At 41.6% G+C, this 15322-nt stretch carries 13 protein-coding genes; 10 read left to right on the forward strand and 3 right to left on the reverse strand.

Annotated features, from left to right (window positions below; translation table 11 throughout):
• Positions 1–38: 38 nt before the first annotated feature.
• Together purH and G563_RS0101115 are read right to left on the reverse strand one after the other, a co-directional pair.
• Positions 39–1565, reverse strand: a complete 1527-nt coding sequence (purH, locus tag G563_RS0101110) for a bifunctional phosphoribosylaminoimidazolecarboxamide formyltransferase/IMP cyclohydrolase (protein WP_028663667.1) — start codon at positions 1563–1565, stop codon at positions 39–41.
• A 285-nt stretch (positions 1566–1850) separates the two neighbouring features.
• The gene (locus G563_RS0101115) at positions 1851–3881 is read right to left on the reverse strand and encodes a M13 family metallopeptidase (protein WP_028663668.1); all 2031 of its coding nucleotides are present in this window, start codon (positions 3879–3881) and stop codon (positions 1851–1853) included.
• 238 nt (positions 3882–4119) lie between these two features.
• Between G563_RS0101115 and G563_RS0101120 the strand changes: the two genes are divergently transcribed.
• The 10 genes from G563_RS0101120 (at position 4120) to G563_RS0101165 (ending at position 14592) form a co-directional block, all read left to right on the forward strand.
• A complete protein-coding gene (locus G563_RS0101120; protein ID WP_028663669.1) occupies positions 4120–4965 on the forward strand; it encodes an alpha/beta hydrolase family protein in 846 nt (281 codons plus the stop codon).
• Positions 4966–5192: 227 nt separating this feature from the next.
• On the forward strand, positions 5193–5885 hold the full coding sequence (locus G563_RS0101125) for an NUDIX hydrolase (RefSeq protein ID WP_028663670.1): 693 nt from the start codon (positions 5193–5195) through the stop codon (positions 5883–5885).
• A gap of 9 nt (positions 5886–5894) precedes the next feature.
• Positions 5895–7385 carry a nicotinate phosphoribosyltransferase gene (locus G563_RS0101130; protein ID WP_028663671.1) on the forward strand — a complete coding sequence of 497 codons (1491 nt, stop codon included), beginning with the start codon at positions 5895–5897 and terminating at the stop codon, positions 7383–7385.
• 12 nt (positions 7386–7397) lie between these two features.
• Positions 7398–8123, forward strand: a complete 726-nt coding sequence (locus G563_RS0101135; RefSeq protein ID WP_028663672.1) for a metallophosphoesterase family protein — start codon at positions 7398–7400, stop codon at positions 8121–8123.
• Positions 8124–8145: 22 nt separating this feature from the next.
• The gene (locus tag G563_RS33425) at positions 8146–8997 is read left to right on the forward strand and encodes a phosphoribosyltransferase family protein (RefSeq protein WP_037325744.1); all 852 of its coding nucleotides are present in this window, start codon (positions 8146–8148) and stop codon (positions 8995–8997) included.
• 407 nt (positions 8998–9404) lie between these two features.
• Positions 9405–9980, forward strand: a complete 576-nt coding sequence (locus tag G563_RS0101145) for a hypothetical protein (RefSeq protein WP_028663673.1) — start codon at positions 9405–9407, stop codon at positions 9978–9980.
• Between the two features lie 59 nt (positions 9981–10039).
• Complete coding sequence (locus tag G563_RS0101150; protein ID WP_028663674.1) at positions 10040–10825, forward strand: hypothetical protein; 786 nt, start codon at positions 10040–10042, stop codon at positions 10823–10825.
• A gap of 22 nt (positions 10826–10847) precedes the next feature.
• Positions 10848–13571 carry a hypothetical protein gene (locus G563_RS0101155; RefSeq protein ID WP_157584995.1) on the forward strand — a complete coding sequence of 908 codons (2724 nt, stop codon included), beginning with the start codon at positions 10848–10850 and terminating at the stop codon, positions 13569–13571.
• Complete coding sequence (locus G563_RS0101160) at positions 13568–14104, forward strand: hypothetical protein (RefSeq protein WP_051210678.1); 537 nt, start codon at positions 13568–13570, stop codon at positions 14102–14104. Before G563_RS0101155 ends, G563_RS0101160 begins: the two co-directional genes overlap by 4 nt.
• A complete protein-coding gene (locus tag G563_RS0101165; protein WP_028663677.1) occupies positions 14104–14592 on the forward strand; it encodes a hypothetical protein in 489 nt (162 codons plus the stop codon). Before G563_RS0101160 ends, G563_RS0101165 begins: the two co-directional genes overlap by 1 nt.
• Before the next feature lie 10 nt (positions 14593–14602).
• On the opposite strand, the gene recO is transcribed toward G563_RS0101165, so the two are convergent.
• Positions 14603–15298 (reverse strand): DNA repair protein RecO, encoded by a 696-nt coding sequence (gene recO / locus G563_RS0101170; RefSeq protein ID WP_028663678.1) that lies wholly within the window; start codon positions 15296–15298, stop codon positions 14603–14605.
• Positions 15299–15322 lie beyond the last annotated feature (24 nt).

Raw genomic sequence — 15322 nt, forward strand, 5'->3', positions numbered from 1 at the left:
GAATGCGGCTTTTTTGTTGAAATACCGAAAATATTCTCTTAGTGTTTGAAATGGCGCACACCCGTAGTCACCATCGCCAACTCATTGGCATCACAATAATCGATTGACTCTTGGTCGCGAATAGAGCCGCCCGGCTGAACTACCGCCGTAATCCCTGCAAGGTGGGCGATTTCGACACAGTCGGCAAAAGGGAAAAACGCATCAGAAGCCATGACAGCTCCTTTGAGATCAAACCCAAAAGCTAGGGCTTTTTCAATAGCCTGACGTAGGGCATCTACCCGTGAGGTTTGGCCTGTACCGCTGGCGATAAGTTGATTTTCTTTGGCCAAAACAATGGTATTTGACTTGGTATGTTTACACACTTTCAAGGCAAATTCGAGCGCTTTTACTTCCGATTCCGTAGGTGCTACTTTAGTGACAGTCTTAAATTGAGCCGCTCCTTCCACTACTAAGTCTTTATCTTGTTCTAAGACACCATTTAAGATAGTCTTAAACATTTTGTTGGGAAGCTGTACATTTTTGCGTTGAAGCAAAATACGGTTTTTCTTTGATTGGAGCACCGCCAAAGCATCGGCTTCGTAGGCGGGTGCAATCAAGATTTCCATGAATAGCTTATTGAGTTCTTCGGCGGTAGCCAAATCTACGGTAGCATTGGTGATAATCACCCCTCCAAAAGCCGATACAGGGTCGCAGGCAAGAGCATTGACGTAGGCCGCATGAGCAGTAGAGGCAGTGGCTACTCCACAAGCGTTGGTATGTTTGATGATAGCAAAAGTAGGCGCGTCTCCAAATTCGTCAATCAAAGATACGCAGGCGTCTACATCTACTAAGTTGTTGTAAGAGAGTTCTTTGCCGTGAAGTTTGTCAAACATCTCGTCCAAATTTCCGTAGAAAGTAGCCGATTGATGAGGGTTTTCTCCGTATCGAAGCGAGTTTTGGGGAAGTGCCGTAAAATCATAAATGCTGGCTTCTCCGCCTGCTTTTTGTACAAACCACCGATTGATAGCCGTATCATAGTGGCTCGTGGTCGCAAATGCCTCTAGTGCATAACGGCGACGGTCAGCTAGTTCGGTAGCGCAGCCTTTTTGGGTTAGTATTTCCAAAACATCGGCATACTGTGTACGCGATGATACAATAAGCGAATCTTGGAAGTTTTTGGCTCCTGCCCTAATCAATGAGATACCTCCAATGTCGATTTTTTCGATGATATCTTCGTCGCTTGCTCCTGAAGCTACCGTTTCTTCAAAAGGATACAAATCCACCACCACGAGGTCGATAGCCGGGATGTTGAATTGAGAGGCTTGAGCCAAGTCACCTTCATCATCACGACGGTATAAAATCCCCCCAAATACCGCAGGGTGGAGGGTTTTGACGCGCCCCCCAAATATAGAAGGGTAGCCTGTAAGGTCTTCGACGGCCGTAACAGGAACGCCTAGGCTTTCGATAAATGTTTGAGTTCCGCCGGTTGAGTACAGCTTAACGCCGTTTTGGTGGAGAAGTCTGACGATAGGTTCGAGGCCGTCTTTGTAATAAACCGAAAGTAAGGCCGATTGGATTTTTTTCATTGTATTGGATGCGATTGCACGATTGATTCTCCCGCTTTACTCATAGAGTACTTTTGTTGGTTTTGGTTTGATTATCAAATCATTAGTACTATTAAGTGCGGTTAAATAACAACTGAGTTTTACTGCTGAAAAATGAAGCCGCAAAATTACGGTTTTTAATTTTAGAAAGAGAAGAAAGAAAAAAGAAAAGCTAAAATGAGTAATTATAAAAGCTGAAAAACAGACACCCCCTTTTTCTTTTCGGAAAAAGGGGGTGTCTGAGAAAACTCATAACTAAAGTAAATCTTACCAGATTTTCACACGGATATTTTCGGGTCGATACATCTTATCGCCGGGTTGTACACCAAAAGCTTTGTAAAACGGTTCAAAATTTGACAAAGGTCCGTTGGCTCTAAATTCGCCCGGAGAGTGGGGGTCGGTATTGACACGCAGGCGAAGCGCTTCGTCGCGGGTTTTGGTACGCCATATTTGTCCAAAAGCCAAGAAAAAGCGTTGGTCGGGCGTGAAGCCGTCTGTTTTTTCGTTGCTTTTTCCTTGTTTAGTAAAAGTCTTGAATGCTTCATAAGCTACTGAAAGACCGCCAATATCGGCGATATTTTCACCTAAAGTAAGTTGACCTTTTACGTGAAGACCATCAAGTACGGTATAGCCGTCGTATTGGTCGATTACGACTTGGGCACGTTGTTTAAATTGGTCGTTGTCGTCTTTTTTCCACCAGTTTTTGAGCATTCCCATGTAGTTGTATTGACGCCCTTGGTCGTCGAAGCCGTGTGTCATTTCATGACCAATCACCGCACCAATAGCACCGTAGTTAAAGGCGTCATCAGCTTCGGGGTCGAAAAAAGGCCACTGTAAAATACCCGCAGGGAAAGCGATTTCGTTGCGAAGTGGGCTATAGTAAGCATTGACCGTAGGAGGAGTCATTCCCCACTCAGATTTGTCTACAGGTTTGCCTAGGCGTCCGAGCATTTCTTCGTAGCGCCATTTACCAAAAGCGCGCACGTTGCCATAAAAATCATCTCTTTTGACTTTTACTCCCTCATAATTTTTCCATTTGGAAGGATAGCCAATTTTGGGAGTAAATGCCTTCAACTTTTTCAGGGCCTCTACTTTGGTTTCAGCGGTCATCCATTCAAGTTCGTTGATACGTTTTTCAAACACCTTTTGGAGATTTGCCACTAGTTCATCCATACGTTTTTTTGCTTCTGGCTTGAAGTATTTTTCTACGTAAAGCTGTCCTAGTAAGTCGCCAGCGAGATTGTCAGTAAGGCTAGAGATACGTTTCCAGCGTTCTTGCTGTACTTTTTGGCCGTTCAATGTTTTGCCACTATATTCAAAACTAGCATCTACAAAAGGCTTACTCAAATAGCCCGAAGCTCCGCTAATCACCGAAAATTTTAGCCTAGCCTTCAAAGTCTCAATGTTGGCCATAGGCAGCATTTCGTTGAGGGCTTCATAGTACTTGGGCTGCGCTACTATGATAGTGTCGGTTTTCATGCGGAGGGTGGTAAGCACATTTACCAAGTCCAGATTAGGAACTTTGGCCGCAAAATCTTTAGTAGCAAACTTATTATAAAGCGCGATAGGATTACGCATTTCGATGCGTCCCATGTGCGAAGTCGCAATTTGGGTCTCTAGTGCCAAAATATCTTCCGCTAGTTGCTTGGCTTTGGTAGCTTCGGTACCCGTAAGAGTAAATAGCGTCGAGATGTAGTTTTTGTATGCCTCTCTTACTTTTACCGTAGAAGGGTCAGTTTTGGTATAATAATCTTTTTCAGGAAGACCTGTACCAGTCTGACGCATACTCACAATGTATTTGTCAGGGTCTTTGGCATCCTGACCTACGCCCGCGCCGATAAAAGTGCTTCCCCCTTCGAGTGGATGAGTAGCTGAGTAGCGTAGCAATCCTTTGTAATCTTTGATTTTATCGATTTCGGCCAAGATAGGTTTGATAGGCTCATAGCCACGTTTTTCGATAGCTACTGTATCCATGCCCGAGGCAAAAAGGTCTCCTACACGCTGCTTTACACTACCTGCGGGGGCCTTGCTAGTGGCGGCTTCTTCCAAGATTCCTTTTAGATTTTTGGTATTATTGTTACGCAAAATATTGAAAGAACCCCAAGCTGTTTCGGAAGCGGGTATTTCGGCTTTTTTGAGCCATCCACCGTTGGCATAAAGAAAAAAATCTTCGCGCGGACTTACCGACAAGTCCATCCCCGAAAGGTCGAGACCTCGGACAGGCTTAGGGTCGTCGGTTTTGACAAAAGACAGCAGCCCTACGATAGACAAGCCTGCTGCAAGGTGTAGTTTTTTCATATTGGTTTTAGTTTTGAATAAAAAAGCACGACAAAATTCTTTAATAAAAGTAATATTTCATGCTTTTGGTTTAAAGAATCTATCTTAATCGGCACTTTTTGTCGGTGAAATCTAAAAGTTTGAAGAAGTAAAGGAAGGATAAAAAAGCCTAAAATCATCTTTAAATTTAGGAATGACCTAGAGAATAGATTTGGTAAGAAGAAGACTTTAGTCGGTAAATCTAAAACTACCTTTTTTCATGAGTTATTTGAAAACCCTCGCCCTGTTATTAGTTTTTGGGATGTCTACTCCAATCCTACAAGCCCAATCATCGCCTGAATTTGATATTTTCCAAGCGTTACCTGCCGATAAGCAATTGGGTAAATTTTGTGGATTTGAAATGGCTACTTTTACCTTCAATGGGCGGCAGGCCAAAGTTGTCAAACCACGTCAGATAGGACTAACGGCGCCTTGGATATGGCGAGCACGGTTTTGGGGACATGAGCCTCAGGCCGATAGCGCTTTGTTGGAACGGGGCTTTCATGTGGTATATTGTGATGTCGCGGAGTTGTTTGGCAATAGTCAAGCGATTGATATTTGGAATCAATATTATGCCTTGATGACCAAAGCGGGGTTGTCGTCGAGAGTAGCACTTGAAGGTTTTAGTAGGGGAGGCGTGTATGTTTATAATTGGGGTATGGTCAATCCCGAAAAAGTTTCGTGTGTGTATGCCGATGCTCCCGTGCTCGACCTCAAAAGTTGGCCCGGTGGCAAAGGGCGCGGCCCGGGTAGTAAGCGCGATTGGGAGATATTCAAAGAAGATTATCATTTAAAAACGGAAGAGGAGGCAGCTCAGTTTAGAGGAAGTCCGATTGACAATGTCGATAAAATCGTCAAAGCAGGGTTTCCTATGCTTCATGTTTGTGGAGATGCGGATGAAGTAGTGCCTACGGATGAAAATACCGATTTGTTTGAAAAGCGAGTTAAAGCTTTGGGAGGAAATATCACTGTCATTCACAAGCCCGGCGTTAAGCATCATCCTCATAGTCTCAAAGACCCTTCACCTATTGTGGCTTTTGTATTAAGAGCTACTTATTCAAGATAATAATGAGTAGCCTTTTCAAGTTTTTGAATAGACTTTCCAAGTTTTAGAAACTTGGAAAGTCTGATAAACTAAAACTAGGACTTTCGCCCTGACTTCATAGCAAGTACTGCTTCCCTTTATTTTAAGATGAAACGACCGTTAAATCATTTTGTGTAAAAAATACGCAAAATGATTTGCGGATTCATTTGCTTTGATTTTACTTTGCGTCAACAAAACACAAAGTAAAAGTGAACAACGACCTCTCTCAATATCCCCGCCCGTCAGTTACGGTAGATTGCGTGGTGTTTGGATATGATACCCAACAGCTGTCAGTATTGCTTTTGCATCGTAAAGAGGAGCCTTTTGCCAATCATTGGACCCTTTTGGGCGGATTTTTACGTCTTGATGAAACCTTTGAGGTAGCCGCAGAACGTATCTTATCGAGCAAGGCAGGATTGGCAGGCTTATATTTAGAGCAACTCTACACTTTTGGCAGTCTCGACCGCGACCCGCGCGGGCGTGTTCTTGCGGTTTCTTACTTTGCCTTGGTCAATCCACGTCAGTATAATTTGGTAGTGGGTAATATGGCCCATGATTTACGTTGGTGTCCGCTCAGCGATTTGCCCACTTTGGGGTTTGACCACCACCATATCATTGAATTGGCACGGAGACGATTGGCCTCTAAAGTGACTTACCAACCCGTAGGATTTGAGCTATTGAACGAGAAGTTTACCATTACGGAGCTGCAAGACTTATACGAACGCATCTTGGGGCAATCGCTCGACCGCCGCAATTTCTACAAAAAAATCATGGCTTCTGGTATCCTGAAAGCTACTGGCGAACGCCGCGAAGGCCTTAAAAGCCGCCCCGCTGAGATGTTTGCTTTCGACAAAACACGTTATGAACAACTTATAGAAGAAGGATTTCAATTTAAAATTTAAAACACAGTCATGAAAACACTCCCCGTTCTGTTAAAAGATGGCTACAAAGTCGGCCACAAATTTCAATATCCTGAAGGCACTACCTTGGTGTATTCAAATTTCACCCCTCGCAAATCACGCAATGAAGAAGTAAACGAAATTGTATTTTTTGGGTTACAGTATTTTATCAAAGAATACTTGATCCGGCAGTTTGACGAAAACTTTTTCCAATTACCCAAAGAAGAAGTGATGCGTTTGTACAAACGTCGTATTGATAATTATCTCGGCAAAGACAGCATCACTTACGACCACATTGAAGCGCTGCATGATTTGGGGTATTTGCCCCTTGAAATCAAAGCCCTGCCCGAAGGTACTCGTGTACCTATGCGAGTACCTGTACTTACGATTTGGAATACAAATCCAGCGTTTTTTTGGGTCACCAATATGCTCGAAACCCTCATGAGCGCTATTTTGTGGAAGCCTTCTACCTCGGCCACTACCGCAGCAGAGTATTGGGAAACCTTTGTAAAATACGCGCAAACTACCGTAGGAGAAGATTTGAGTTTTGTGCCTTGGCAAGGACACGACTTTTCGTTTCGGGGAATGTCGGGTATCGAAGATGCCGTCATGAGTGGGGCAGGGCACTTGTTGTCTTTTGCGGGTACTGATACGATTCCTGCGATTGATTTTTTGGAGCAGTATTATAATGCCGATGCCGACCAAGAGCTGATTGGTGGCTCAGTACCCGCTACAGAGCATAGTGTAATGTGTATGGGTACACAAGATGCAGAGATAAGTACCTTTGAGCGTCTTATTGCCGAAGTTTACCCCACGGGTGTAGTCTCAATTGTATCTGATACATGGGATTTTTGGCAAGTCATTACGGAGTTTTTACCACAACTCAAATCGCAAATTTTGGCAAGGGATGGCAAGGTGGTGATTCGGCCTGACAGTGGTGACCCTGTCAAAATCATCGTGGGCGATGCTGACGCTCCCCAAGGAAGCCCTGCTTACAAAGGAGCTATCGAATGTATGTGGGAAACTTTTGGGGGAACGATTACTCCCCAAGGATACAAGCTACTAGATAGCCATATTGGGCTGATTTATGGGGATAGCATCACTCCTGCGCGACAGCTTGCGATTTTGGAAGGTCTTAAACAAAAAGGTTTTGCAAGCTACAACGTGGTGCTGGGGATTGGCTCTTATACTTACGAATACGTCACGCGTGATACCTTTGGGTTTGCCATGAAAGCTACCTATGGAGAAGTGAATCACCAAGGGCGTGATATTTTTAAAGACCCTAAAACCGACGACGGTACCAAAAAATCAGCAAAAGGCTTGATGGCTGTACACCGTGATACTTCTACGGGGCAATACACCTTGAAAGACCAGTGCACTTGGGAAGAAGAAGCGCAAGGAGAATTGAAAACAGTTTTTAAAGATGGCAAATTGTTGGTAGATTGGAAGTTGGAAGAAATTAGAGAAAGGGTAAGGCAAAGTACTTTATCCTTTTTGACCTAAACACAACAAAGCATGAAAAGAACGCTAGTCATCGGTGATATACATGGAGGTTTGCGGGCGCTACATCAGGTACTCACAAGAGCTGATGTCTCAACCGACGATACGCTTATCTTCTTGGGCGATTACGTAGATGGCTGGAGTGAGTCGGCGCAAGTGATATCATTTTTGATAGATTTAGAAAAAAGCCATCGCTGTATATTTATCAAAGGAAACCATGATTTGTGGTGCGAGGGATGGCTAGATGCGGGCATTGCCCCCCATACTTGGCTTATGCATGGCGGGAGCAGTACCGCCAAAAGCTATCAGGATATTCCGATTGATACGCGCTTGGTGCATTTGAATTTTTTTAACCGTATGAAATTTTATCATATCGATGCCCAAAATCGGCTCTTTGTACATGCAGGTTATACATCGGTGTATGGGCCTGAAGAAGAACAGTACCCCGACAACCTTGCTTGGGATAGAACCCTCTGGGAAACGGCGATGGTGATAGATAGCGGTCTTAATCCTGATTTGTTTCCGCGCCGATTGAAGATGTTTAACGAAATATTTATCGGTCATACCCCTACCATAAGATACGGGTTTGAAACCCCTATGCATCGATACAACGTATGGAATATAGATACTGGAGCGGCATTTTATGGTAAACTTACTCTTTTAGATGTAGATACGCATCAGTACTGGCAAAGCGATACAGTACAAAATTTATACCCTGACGAAAAAGGACGCAACCACTAACAACACTTACATACAGCCTTTTATGAAAACACTCAATTTAATTTCTCCTCCTGTTTCAGAGATTACTTTTCAAATTTTTACTTTTCCAGATGGTCAGCCTCATATCAAACTGGATATAAAAACAGAACAACGATTCACAAGCTGCCGTATATTGGCTCGTATTTCGAGTATGAATGACTTGTTTTTGGTATTGGCGGCCAAAAACGCTTTAGACCATGCGGAAGTCGAAGACGTGGAGCTATACGTATCGTATTTGATGGCTGCCCGTATGGATCGGGTGATGACCAATGGAGAACCTTTTTCTTTAAAAATCATAGCCGATATTTTGAATCTAGGAAATTTCAAAAAAATCAAAATTTTTGACCCCCACTCTGATGTATCCACGGCTCTGGTCAATCGCTCGGCGGCGATTGATAATGCAGCCTTGGTTAGAATGGCTATCGAAGATTTTACCGAAAAATATTCTTCAAATAATAATTATTGTCTGATTTCGCCTGATTCGGGGGCGTTAAAGAAGGTTTATAACGTAGCTCAGCAACTTGGGATACAAGAGGTAGCGGAGTGTATCAAGCACCGAGATGTAAGCACCGGGCAGCTCTCAGGTTTCAAAACTTTTGAAGAAAATTTTGGGCAAAAGACTTGTTTTATCGTCGATGATATTTGCGACGGAGGGGGCACGTTTGCCGGTATTGCCACTTTGCTTAAGAGTCGAAATGCCGGCAAAGTAGTATTGATAGTAAGTCACGGGATTTTTAGTCGAGGACTTACGATTGCTGGAATAGACTATATTTATACCACTGATTCGTATCAATCTTTTGGCGAGGTTTTGCCTAATTTTAAGTTCTATGAAGTTGGCACAGTATTAGGGCTATAGTCATCATCAGTAAGTAAAAAATATTCTTCGTAAAAAGAGTTTAAATGGCATAGTTTTTGATAGGTTTTTTTAAAATTCCTTCCTTATTTCTTCTAGTCTTACACTTCTTCAAAGCAAACACTCTCTAGCTAAGGTGTTTGTTATAAGAGTTTTTTGTCTATTCCTAACGGTTACATTTAATATTTGGTGTATAAAATGGCCTTAAAGTTGTCCTAAATTTGGTTAACATAAGTTGCATAAAGTACATGCCGATTGCTTCCGTAAAGACTTCTTAAACGTATTTATGGAAGAGTTGTATATGTTCATTTTTCAGAAGAGGAGATTTGGTTCGAGCACTTTATTAATTAACGATTTAAACGCTTTGCCCTTTTCATAACTATATATTTTAACGTAACCAGATTAACCAAATGAAAAATGTTTTTTGCAACCTAGTTTTTCTCGCAATGCTAGGTGTGTGTACTTCATCATTTGCGCAAGATGACAAGGATGATACCCACACCATTCAGATTACGATTCCTGAAGTAGCACTTCTTGATATCGAACCTAGCGGGTCAAAGAATATCTCTTTGGCTTTTACAGCGCCTACGGAGGCCGGAAATCCCATCACAGCCCCAACAGCTAACAATTCTCTTTGGCTCAATTATTCATCTATTGTAGCTTCTACAGGAGAGACCTCTCGAACAGTAAGCGTGCAGATTACGAGTGGCACGGTACCGAGTGGAGCAGACTTAACTCTGCAAGCCGCTGCTCCGTCAGGGTCGAATGGAGGAGGGACTATTGCTAATTCTGCTTCTTCTACACTCACTTTGAGTGGTAGTAGCCAAACCTTACTAACCGGTATCGGAAGCGGCTACACAGGCAATGGTGCCAACAATGGGCATCAGCTGACCTATAATTTGGCGCTTGCTTCAGGTGCTTATTCAGATTTGAAGTATGATGCTAGCACCACTGTTACTGTTACCTACACTATTTCAGATCAATAACTCTCCAAAAGGGTAAGGTTTAGGATTCCGAACCGTTCTCATTAATTTTTGTACGACATATGGCTAAGTATTTTATTCAGGCTATTAGTCTGATGTTAGTTAGTGGATGGGTATCGGCCAAAATCATTGTTTTGAATGGCCTGACTCATATACATTCGGGGAATCAAGGGCAGGCGATGAATGGAAAGATTCAGGTCAAAAATGTAGGTACAAGTCCCGAAAAAGTCTTGGTATACAAAAAAGGATTGGTTCAGAATTGTGATGGTAAAGTCGATTTTGTGGAAGTGGGGGCCGACGCCAGGACTTTAGGCAAATGGTTGGAAACCAACGTTGACGAAAAAGTTTTGGAAGCAGGCGAAAGTTACGAAATTCTTTATACTATCCGTATTCCACAGGATTCGACTTTAGGTGGTTCTTATTGGGGGGTGCTCATGGTAGAAGGAGCCCCCCCACTTTTCAAAGAGAAAGAAGGGAGCTTGGCCATAGAATCTCGAATCAGATACGCCATTCAGGTAGTATTAGATATTGGAATTGCCGAAAGTCCTCAATTACATTTTGAGAATGTAGCCCTCAAAAAAGCAAACCCAAAGCAGAAAATCGTGCAAGCCAAAATCAAAAATCTTGGGAAATTTATGGTAATTCCTAAGCTTATGTTGGAGATATATGGCAAAGACGGCCAAAAACTTCTGGCGTTGGAAGCTCCTTCTCAAAAAGTGTATCCTTTTACTTGTAAAGATTTTGATATCGAAATCAAAGACCTTCCTTCTGGTAAGTATGAGGCTGTTTTGATTGCCGACTATGGACAAAATCTGTTTGGGACCAATTTGGTCATTGAGATAGACTGACAATATCCATGAGATAGATACCGTGAAGAAATACTTTTGCGTCATACCCTTCTTGGTGTGGTATCACTTTGGCTTTGCCATAGACCATTTTTCTATTGTTATTCTGAATCCACCCCAACAAATAAAACCCGGAGATTATTTTACACTCTTTGTCGAAATAAGGCGTGACGAAGCCTATGACCCTACTTTTGGGGCTACTTTCAATCTCCCCAAAGACTGGCAAATATTGGCAAAGAAGCTCCCCCAAATCACCAGAGAATCTCGGGTTTTGAGTTATTCTTATACCGTAGCTACCCCCCGTACTACTTCCGCAGGAGAGTATGTTGTTTTGTTTAGAACTTGGGAAAAAGGTTTTGAAAAAGAAAGTAAAGAGATAAAGATAAGGGTAGAAAAACTTCGTAAGATAGAAATCACGCCGCTTGTTTATCCTGAATATCTCAAAGAAGGTGAAATCCTGAAGATTGAGTACTTGATTCAGAATTTGGGCAATGAAAAAGAAAAAATAGAGATAAAAAGTAGCAGAGGACAAATACAAGGTCATAAAAGCTCGCTTTTGTTGGAAAAAAATGAATCAGTGCGCATATGGGTCAATCAATCCATCCCTTATACTGAAAGCAATATGTGGATTGTTAATTCGGATTTAAAAGTGAGTTTTGGGGATACAAGCCAGCCTGTGTATCGGGTAAAAAGTATTCCTGTATATGCCGCAAAAAACAAAAAAAGTGACCCTTATTTAAGATTTCCGGTCGAGTTGGGGGTATTGTATCATACTTTTAGAAGTGTAAATCAGCAGCGCGAAGGCTTCCAATATGACCTCCGAGGAGGTGGCCATTTAGATTTTTCGCAGAAGCACTATCTTGATTTTGTAGCACGTAGTCAAAATCAATTTGGCTATGCGGCGATTGGGTCGTATGAACAATATTCCCTAAATTATTCCTATAAGCCTTCGGCTCGTCAGCATACCGATTTGGCAGTGGCGGATTATAGCCTAGTGTTTACAAATCTCATAGAGTTAAGCCGTTTTGGGAGAGGTTTTAAAGTAGATCATTCGGTGGGGCGTTCTACGGTATCAGGGTTTTATCAAGAACCTAGATTTTTTCCAGATACAAAAAAAATAATGGGAGGAGCTTATGCATTCAATCCTACCTCTAAAAGTGTCATTGGGATTAATTTTTTATCAAAACACCATATTTATAATGGACAGAGCCTAGCAACCAATTTTTTAGGGCTATCTACTTACATCAAAAAAGAACGGATATGGTTGGAAGCGGAAGCTACAGGTAGCCAAACCAACGACCGCTTTGATTGGGGAGCTTTTGGTAGGTTAAGTTTTTCGACCAAAAGGCTCCGCTTTTTTTCTAATGTAGTATATGCAGGGCAACAATTCTATGGATTTTATAACGACAGCCGCTTGCTCAATGCCTCACTTTATTATGCGATTACCAAAAAACTAACATTGGGAGTGATTGGAAACTATAATCAAATCAATCCAAGTTTGGATGTAACTGTGTTTAGTCAAGCTCCTTATTATAAAAGCAATATAGCCGAGCTGACCCTCCGCCCTAATACCCGTAATCGCTTTGTTTTAAGCTATAACGAGCTTCATCGAGAGGACCGCGTTATGCCTCAAAAATTCAATTTTAAAGAAGAATTTATAAGATATACTCATTTTCTCAACACCCGCCGATTTAATCTTTGGATGGATGGCAACTATGGCTATACTCACAATTTGCTCATATCACCCGATAGAGATTCAAGTCGGGTGTCTATCAAAGGAATGGTACAAGCTCAGGTAGTGATATTAAAAGTTTTTGCGTTGGGAGGTAATGTGGAATACTTGCGTACCAATAGGTATTCGATGCAAAATGAACTACAAGATTTTATGTTTTATGGAGGAACGCTGAGGCTTCAGTTTAAGAGATATTTTGATTTGTCGCTTTTGTACCGAAACAATTATACGATTGACGAACTTACCGAAAAACGCTCTTTTTTTGATTTACAAGCCAATCTCAATCTTCCACATCATCAGTTGAGTATAGTGGGAAGTCAGGCCTATTATCCCAATATTACGGAGCAAAATACGCTATATTTAGGTATAAAGTATACTTTAAAACTTAGACCGCCTATTGCCAAAAACACAAAATTGGGGAGTCTTAAAGGAAAAATAACAGGCCCAGCGAATGTCAGGAAAAATGGAGTGATTTTACAAATAGGTGACCAAAAACTGGTAAGTGATCGAAACGGGCAGTTTGCTATCAACAATCTGTTGCCAAATCAATATTACATTACCTTGATGAGGTCGTCGATGCAAATAGGAGATATACCGGCGATTTCTACCCCACTCGAAATAGAAATCAAATCCGATAGCAGTTCTTATGTCGATATTCCTTTTTCAAAAGCAGGGGTAATCATGGGAAAGGTAGTGTTTGAGAAAAGTACTCAGTCAGGAAATAAAGAACCACTTACCAACAAACCTACTATCCTCGCAAAGCTTTATAACGATACCGAAAGCTATGTAACAAAAGTGAGCGACAAAGATACTTTTACCTTTAAAGAAGTAAAACCTGGCCCGTGGAAAGTGATGATATGGATACCAGGCAATGGTGAAAAATATAAAATAGATAATGTTGTCAGTGATGTAAACGTCAGTGAGGATGCTTCTCATGAGCTATTTTTTAAAGTAAAACCGATTGAACGTAAAATCCATTTTACGGAAAATAATTTTTATTTAGGGGATAAAGAATGAAATGGTGTATCGTATTAATTTTAGGATATGCATGTTTAGGGACGCAAGCACAGAGCACTGTTTCAGTGGTAACCAATCTAAATTTGCCAACAGTAGCACTTTTAGATATAGAGCCTTCCAATGCATCTATTACATTGGCTTTACAAGCTCCTGTTCAAGCGGGAAGCCCTGTTACTATTCCTTCTAACAATACTTCCAAATGGCTAAATTTTACTTCGGCTATTACTACGGGTGGAAGTCGGCGTATTACGGCCCAAATCACCGCAGGTGCAGTGCCTACTGGTGTGAGGCTTAAGCTTAATTTAGGCTCCTACACAGGAGTAGGAGCAGGAACGCTTGGCACACCTCTGTCCAATATTTATTTAAGTACTACTTCTCAAAATATTGTGACAGGTATCGGCGCTGCTTATACCGGAACAGGAAGCACTAATGGCTACAATTTGACTTATAGCTTAGAAATAGATAATTATGGGCAACTGCGCCATAATCTCTCCAATACTGTGACCATAACTTACACTATTACCGATAATTGATGAAATATATAAGCTGTATCTGTATTTTGTATTGGTTAAATCTGAGTAATGCTTTAGGGCAAAACATTTCGGCAACGGGTACTACTTGGAATGCTAGTGCTACTACTATCACAGAAGCTGGCAGTAATTATGCTTCTACCGCCACAAGTGCTGCTAATCAAAGCACTATTACCATAACGGTAGGCTTAGCTCTGCTGACAAGTTGGCAAGTGCTTGTCTATAAGCAAGATGCGTCTTGGAATTCAAATTTATCGCTTTGGATTCGAAAAACAGGAGATGGCACGGGTATTCTGACTCCTGTATTAGGAACTATTTCGCCCAATGGCACCACAAGTTATGTACAGCTTTCGGGAAGTAATCAGGAGATATTTAGAGGATTTTCCAATCGCTTTGATGTCCCGATTCAGTACGAAATCCGTGGAATATCAGTTTTAATACCTGCCAGCAATTATTCTACGAGTGTTGTTTTTACGGTAATAGATATTTAGTAAGGTGGTTTTACTTCATGATTTCACGGAGTACTTCCAATGATTTGATTTCTCCCAAACCTTCTAGATGGGTTTTATAATAAAAAATGAGGGTATTGAGAAGCTGCTGACGACGTTGGCGATCCAAATAATTGGGGTAATCAAAGGGAAGTAGAATGAATCTTTGAAGTGCCTCCTGCATAAGAGGATCTAAGGTGTAGGGATAATGATTTTCGGCGAGTTGTTGCTCCATTTCGCGGACAGTATCGATACCAAAGCCTAAATAAAAGGAGTATTTTGCTAAAAATTGCAGGTGAAAATTTTCAAATCCTTCGGAACTTTCTTCTAAATAAATAATGGCTTGATTCAAAAACTCAAATAGAGGGGTGTTGGCTTCTTCTTCGCGCAGCGTTTTGACCAATAGCTCCGTGATAAACAGCGAAATGCTAGATTTGATAAAATCAAAAGGCAGGCTTTTAAAAGGTAAGCTGCATTTTACTTCTGCCAAACGGTGAATCGTATGTTCTTTGCTTTTGTGATATACCACCAAATCTAATAAAGTCATTGGCTGAAACAACGCAATTCGGTTGGTTTTGGATTTAGCGGTTCGTACGCCATTCACTACATAACTCTGAATGCCAAATTCTTCCGTATATATCTTTACAATGATTGAAGTTTCGCGGTAGCGAATATAATTGAGGGCAATACCGCGTGTTTTGTGAAGCATGAGTGTGTAACTTTGAAGCGAAAA

The organism is Runella zeae DSM 19591, assembly GCF_000423565.1.
Lineage (GTDB): Bacteria > Bacteroidota > Bacteroidia > Cytophagales > Spirosomataceae > Runella > Runella zeae.

Bases quoted from the DNA above. Each gene is read 5' to 3' on its own strand.
- purH (WP_028663667.1), bottom strand. From the start codon at position 1,565: ATGAAAAAAATCCAATCGGCCTTACTTTCGGTTTATTACAAAGACGGC.
- G563_RS0101115 (WP_028663668.1), bottom strand. From the start codon at position 3,881: ATGAAAAAACTACACCTTGCAGCAGGCTTGTCTATCGTAGGGCTGCTG.
- G563_RS0101120 (WP_028663669.1), top strand. From the start codon at position 4,120: ATGAGTTATTTGAAAACCCTCGCCCTGTTATTAGTTTTTGGGATGTCT.
- G563_RS0101130 (WP_028663671.1), top strand. From the start codon at position 5,895: ATGAAAACACTCCCCGTTCTGTTAAAAGATGGCTACAAAGTCGGCCAC.
- G563_RS0101135 (WP_028663672.1), top strand. From the start codon at position 7,398: ATGAAAAGAACGCTAGTCATCGGTGATATACATGGAGGTTTGCGGGCG.
- G563_RS33425 (WP_037325744.1), top strand. From the start codon at position 8,146: ATGAAAACACTCAATTTAATTTCTCCTCCTGTTTCAGAGATTACTTTT.
- G563_RS0101145 (WP_028663673.1), top strand. From the start codon at position 9,405: ATGAAAAATGTTTTTTGCAACCTAGTTTTTCTCGCAATGCTAGGTGTG.
- G563_RS0101150 (WP_028663674.1), top strand. From the start codon at position 10,040: ATGGCTAAGTATTTTATTCAGGCTATTAGTCTGATGTTAGTTAGTGGA.
- G563_RS0101160 (WP_051210678.1), top strand. From the start codon at position 13,568: ATGAAATGGTGTATCGTATTAATTTTAGGATATGCATGTTTAGGGACG.
- G563_RS0101165 (WP_028663677.1), top strand. From the start codon at position 14,104: ATGAAATATATAAGCTGTATCTGTATTTTGTATTGGTTAAATCTGAGT.
- recO (WP_028663678.1), bottom strand. From the start codon at position 15,298: ATGCTTCACAAAACACGCGGTATTGCCCTCAATTATATTCGCTACCGC.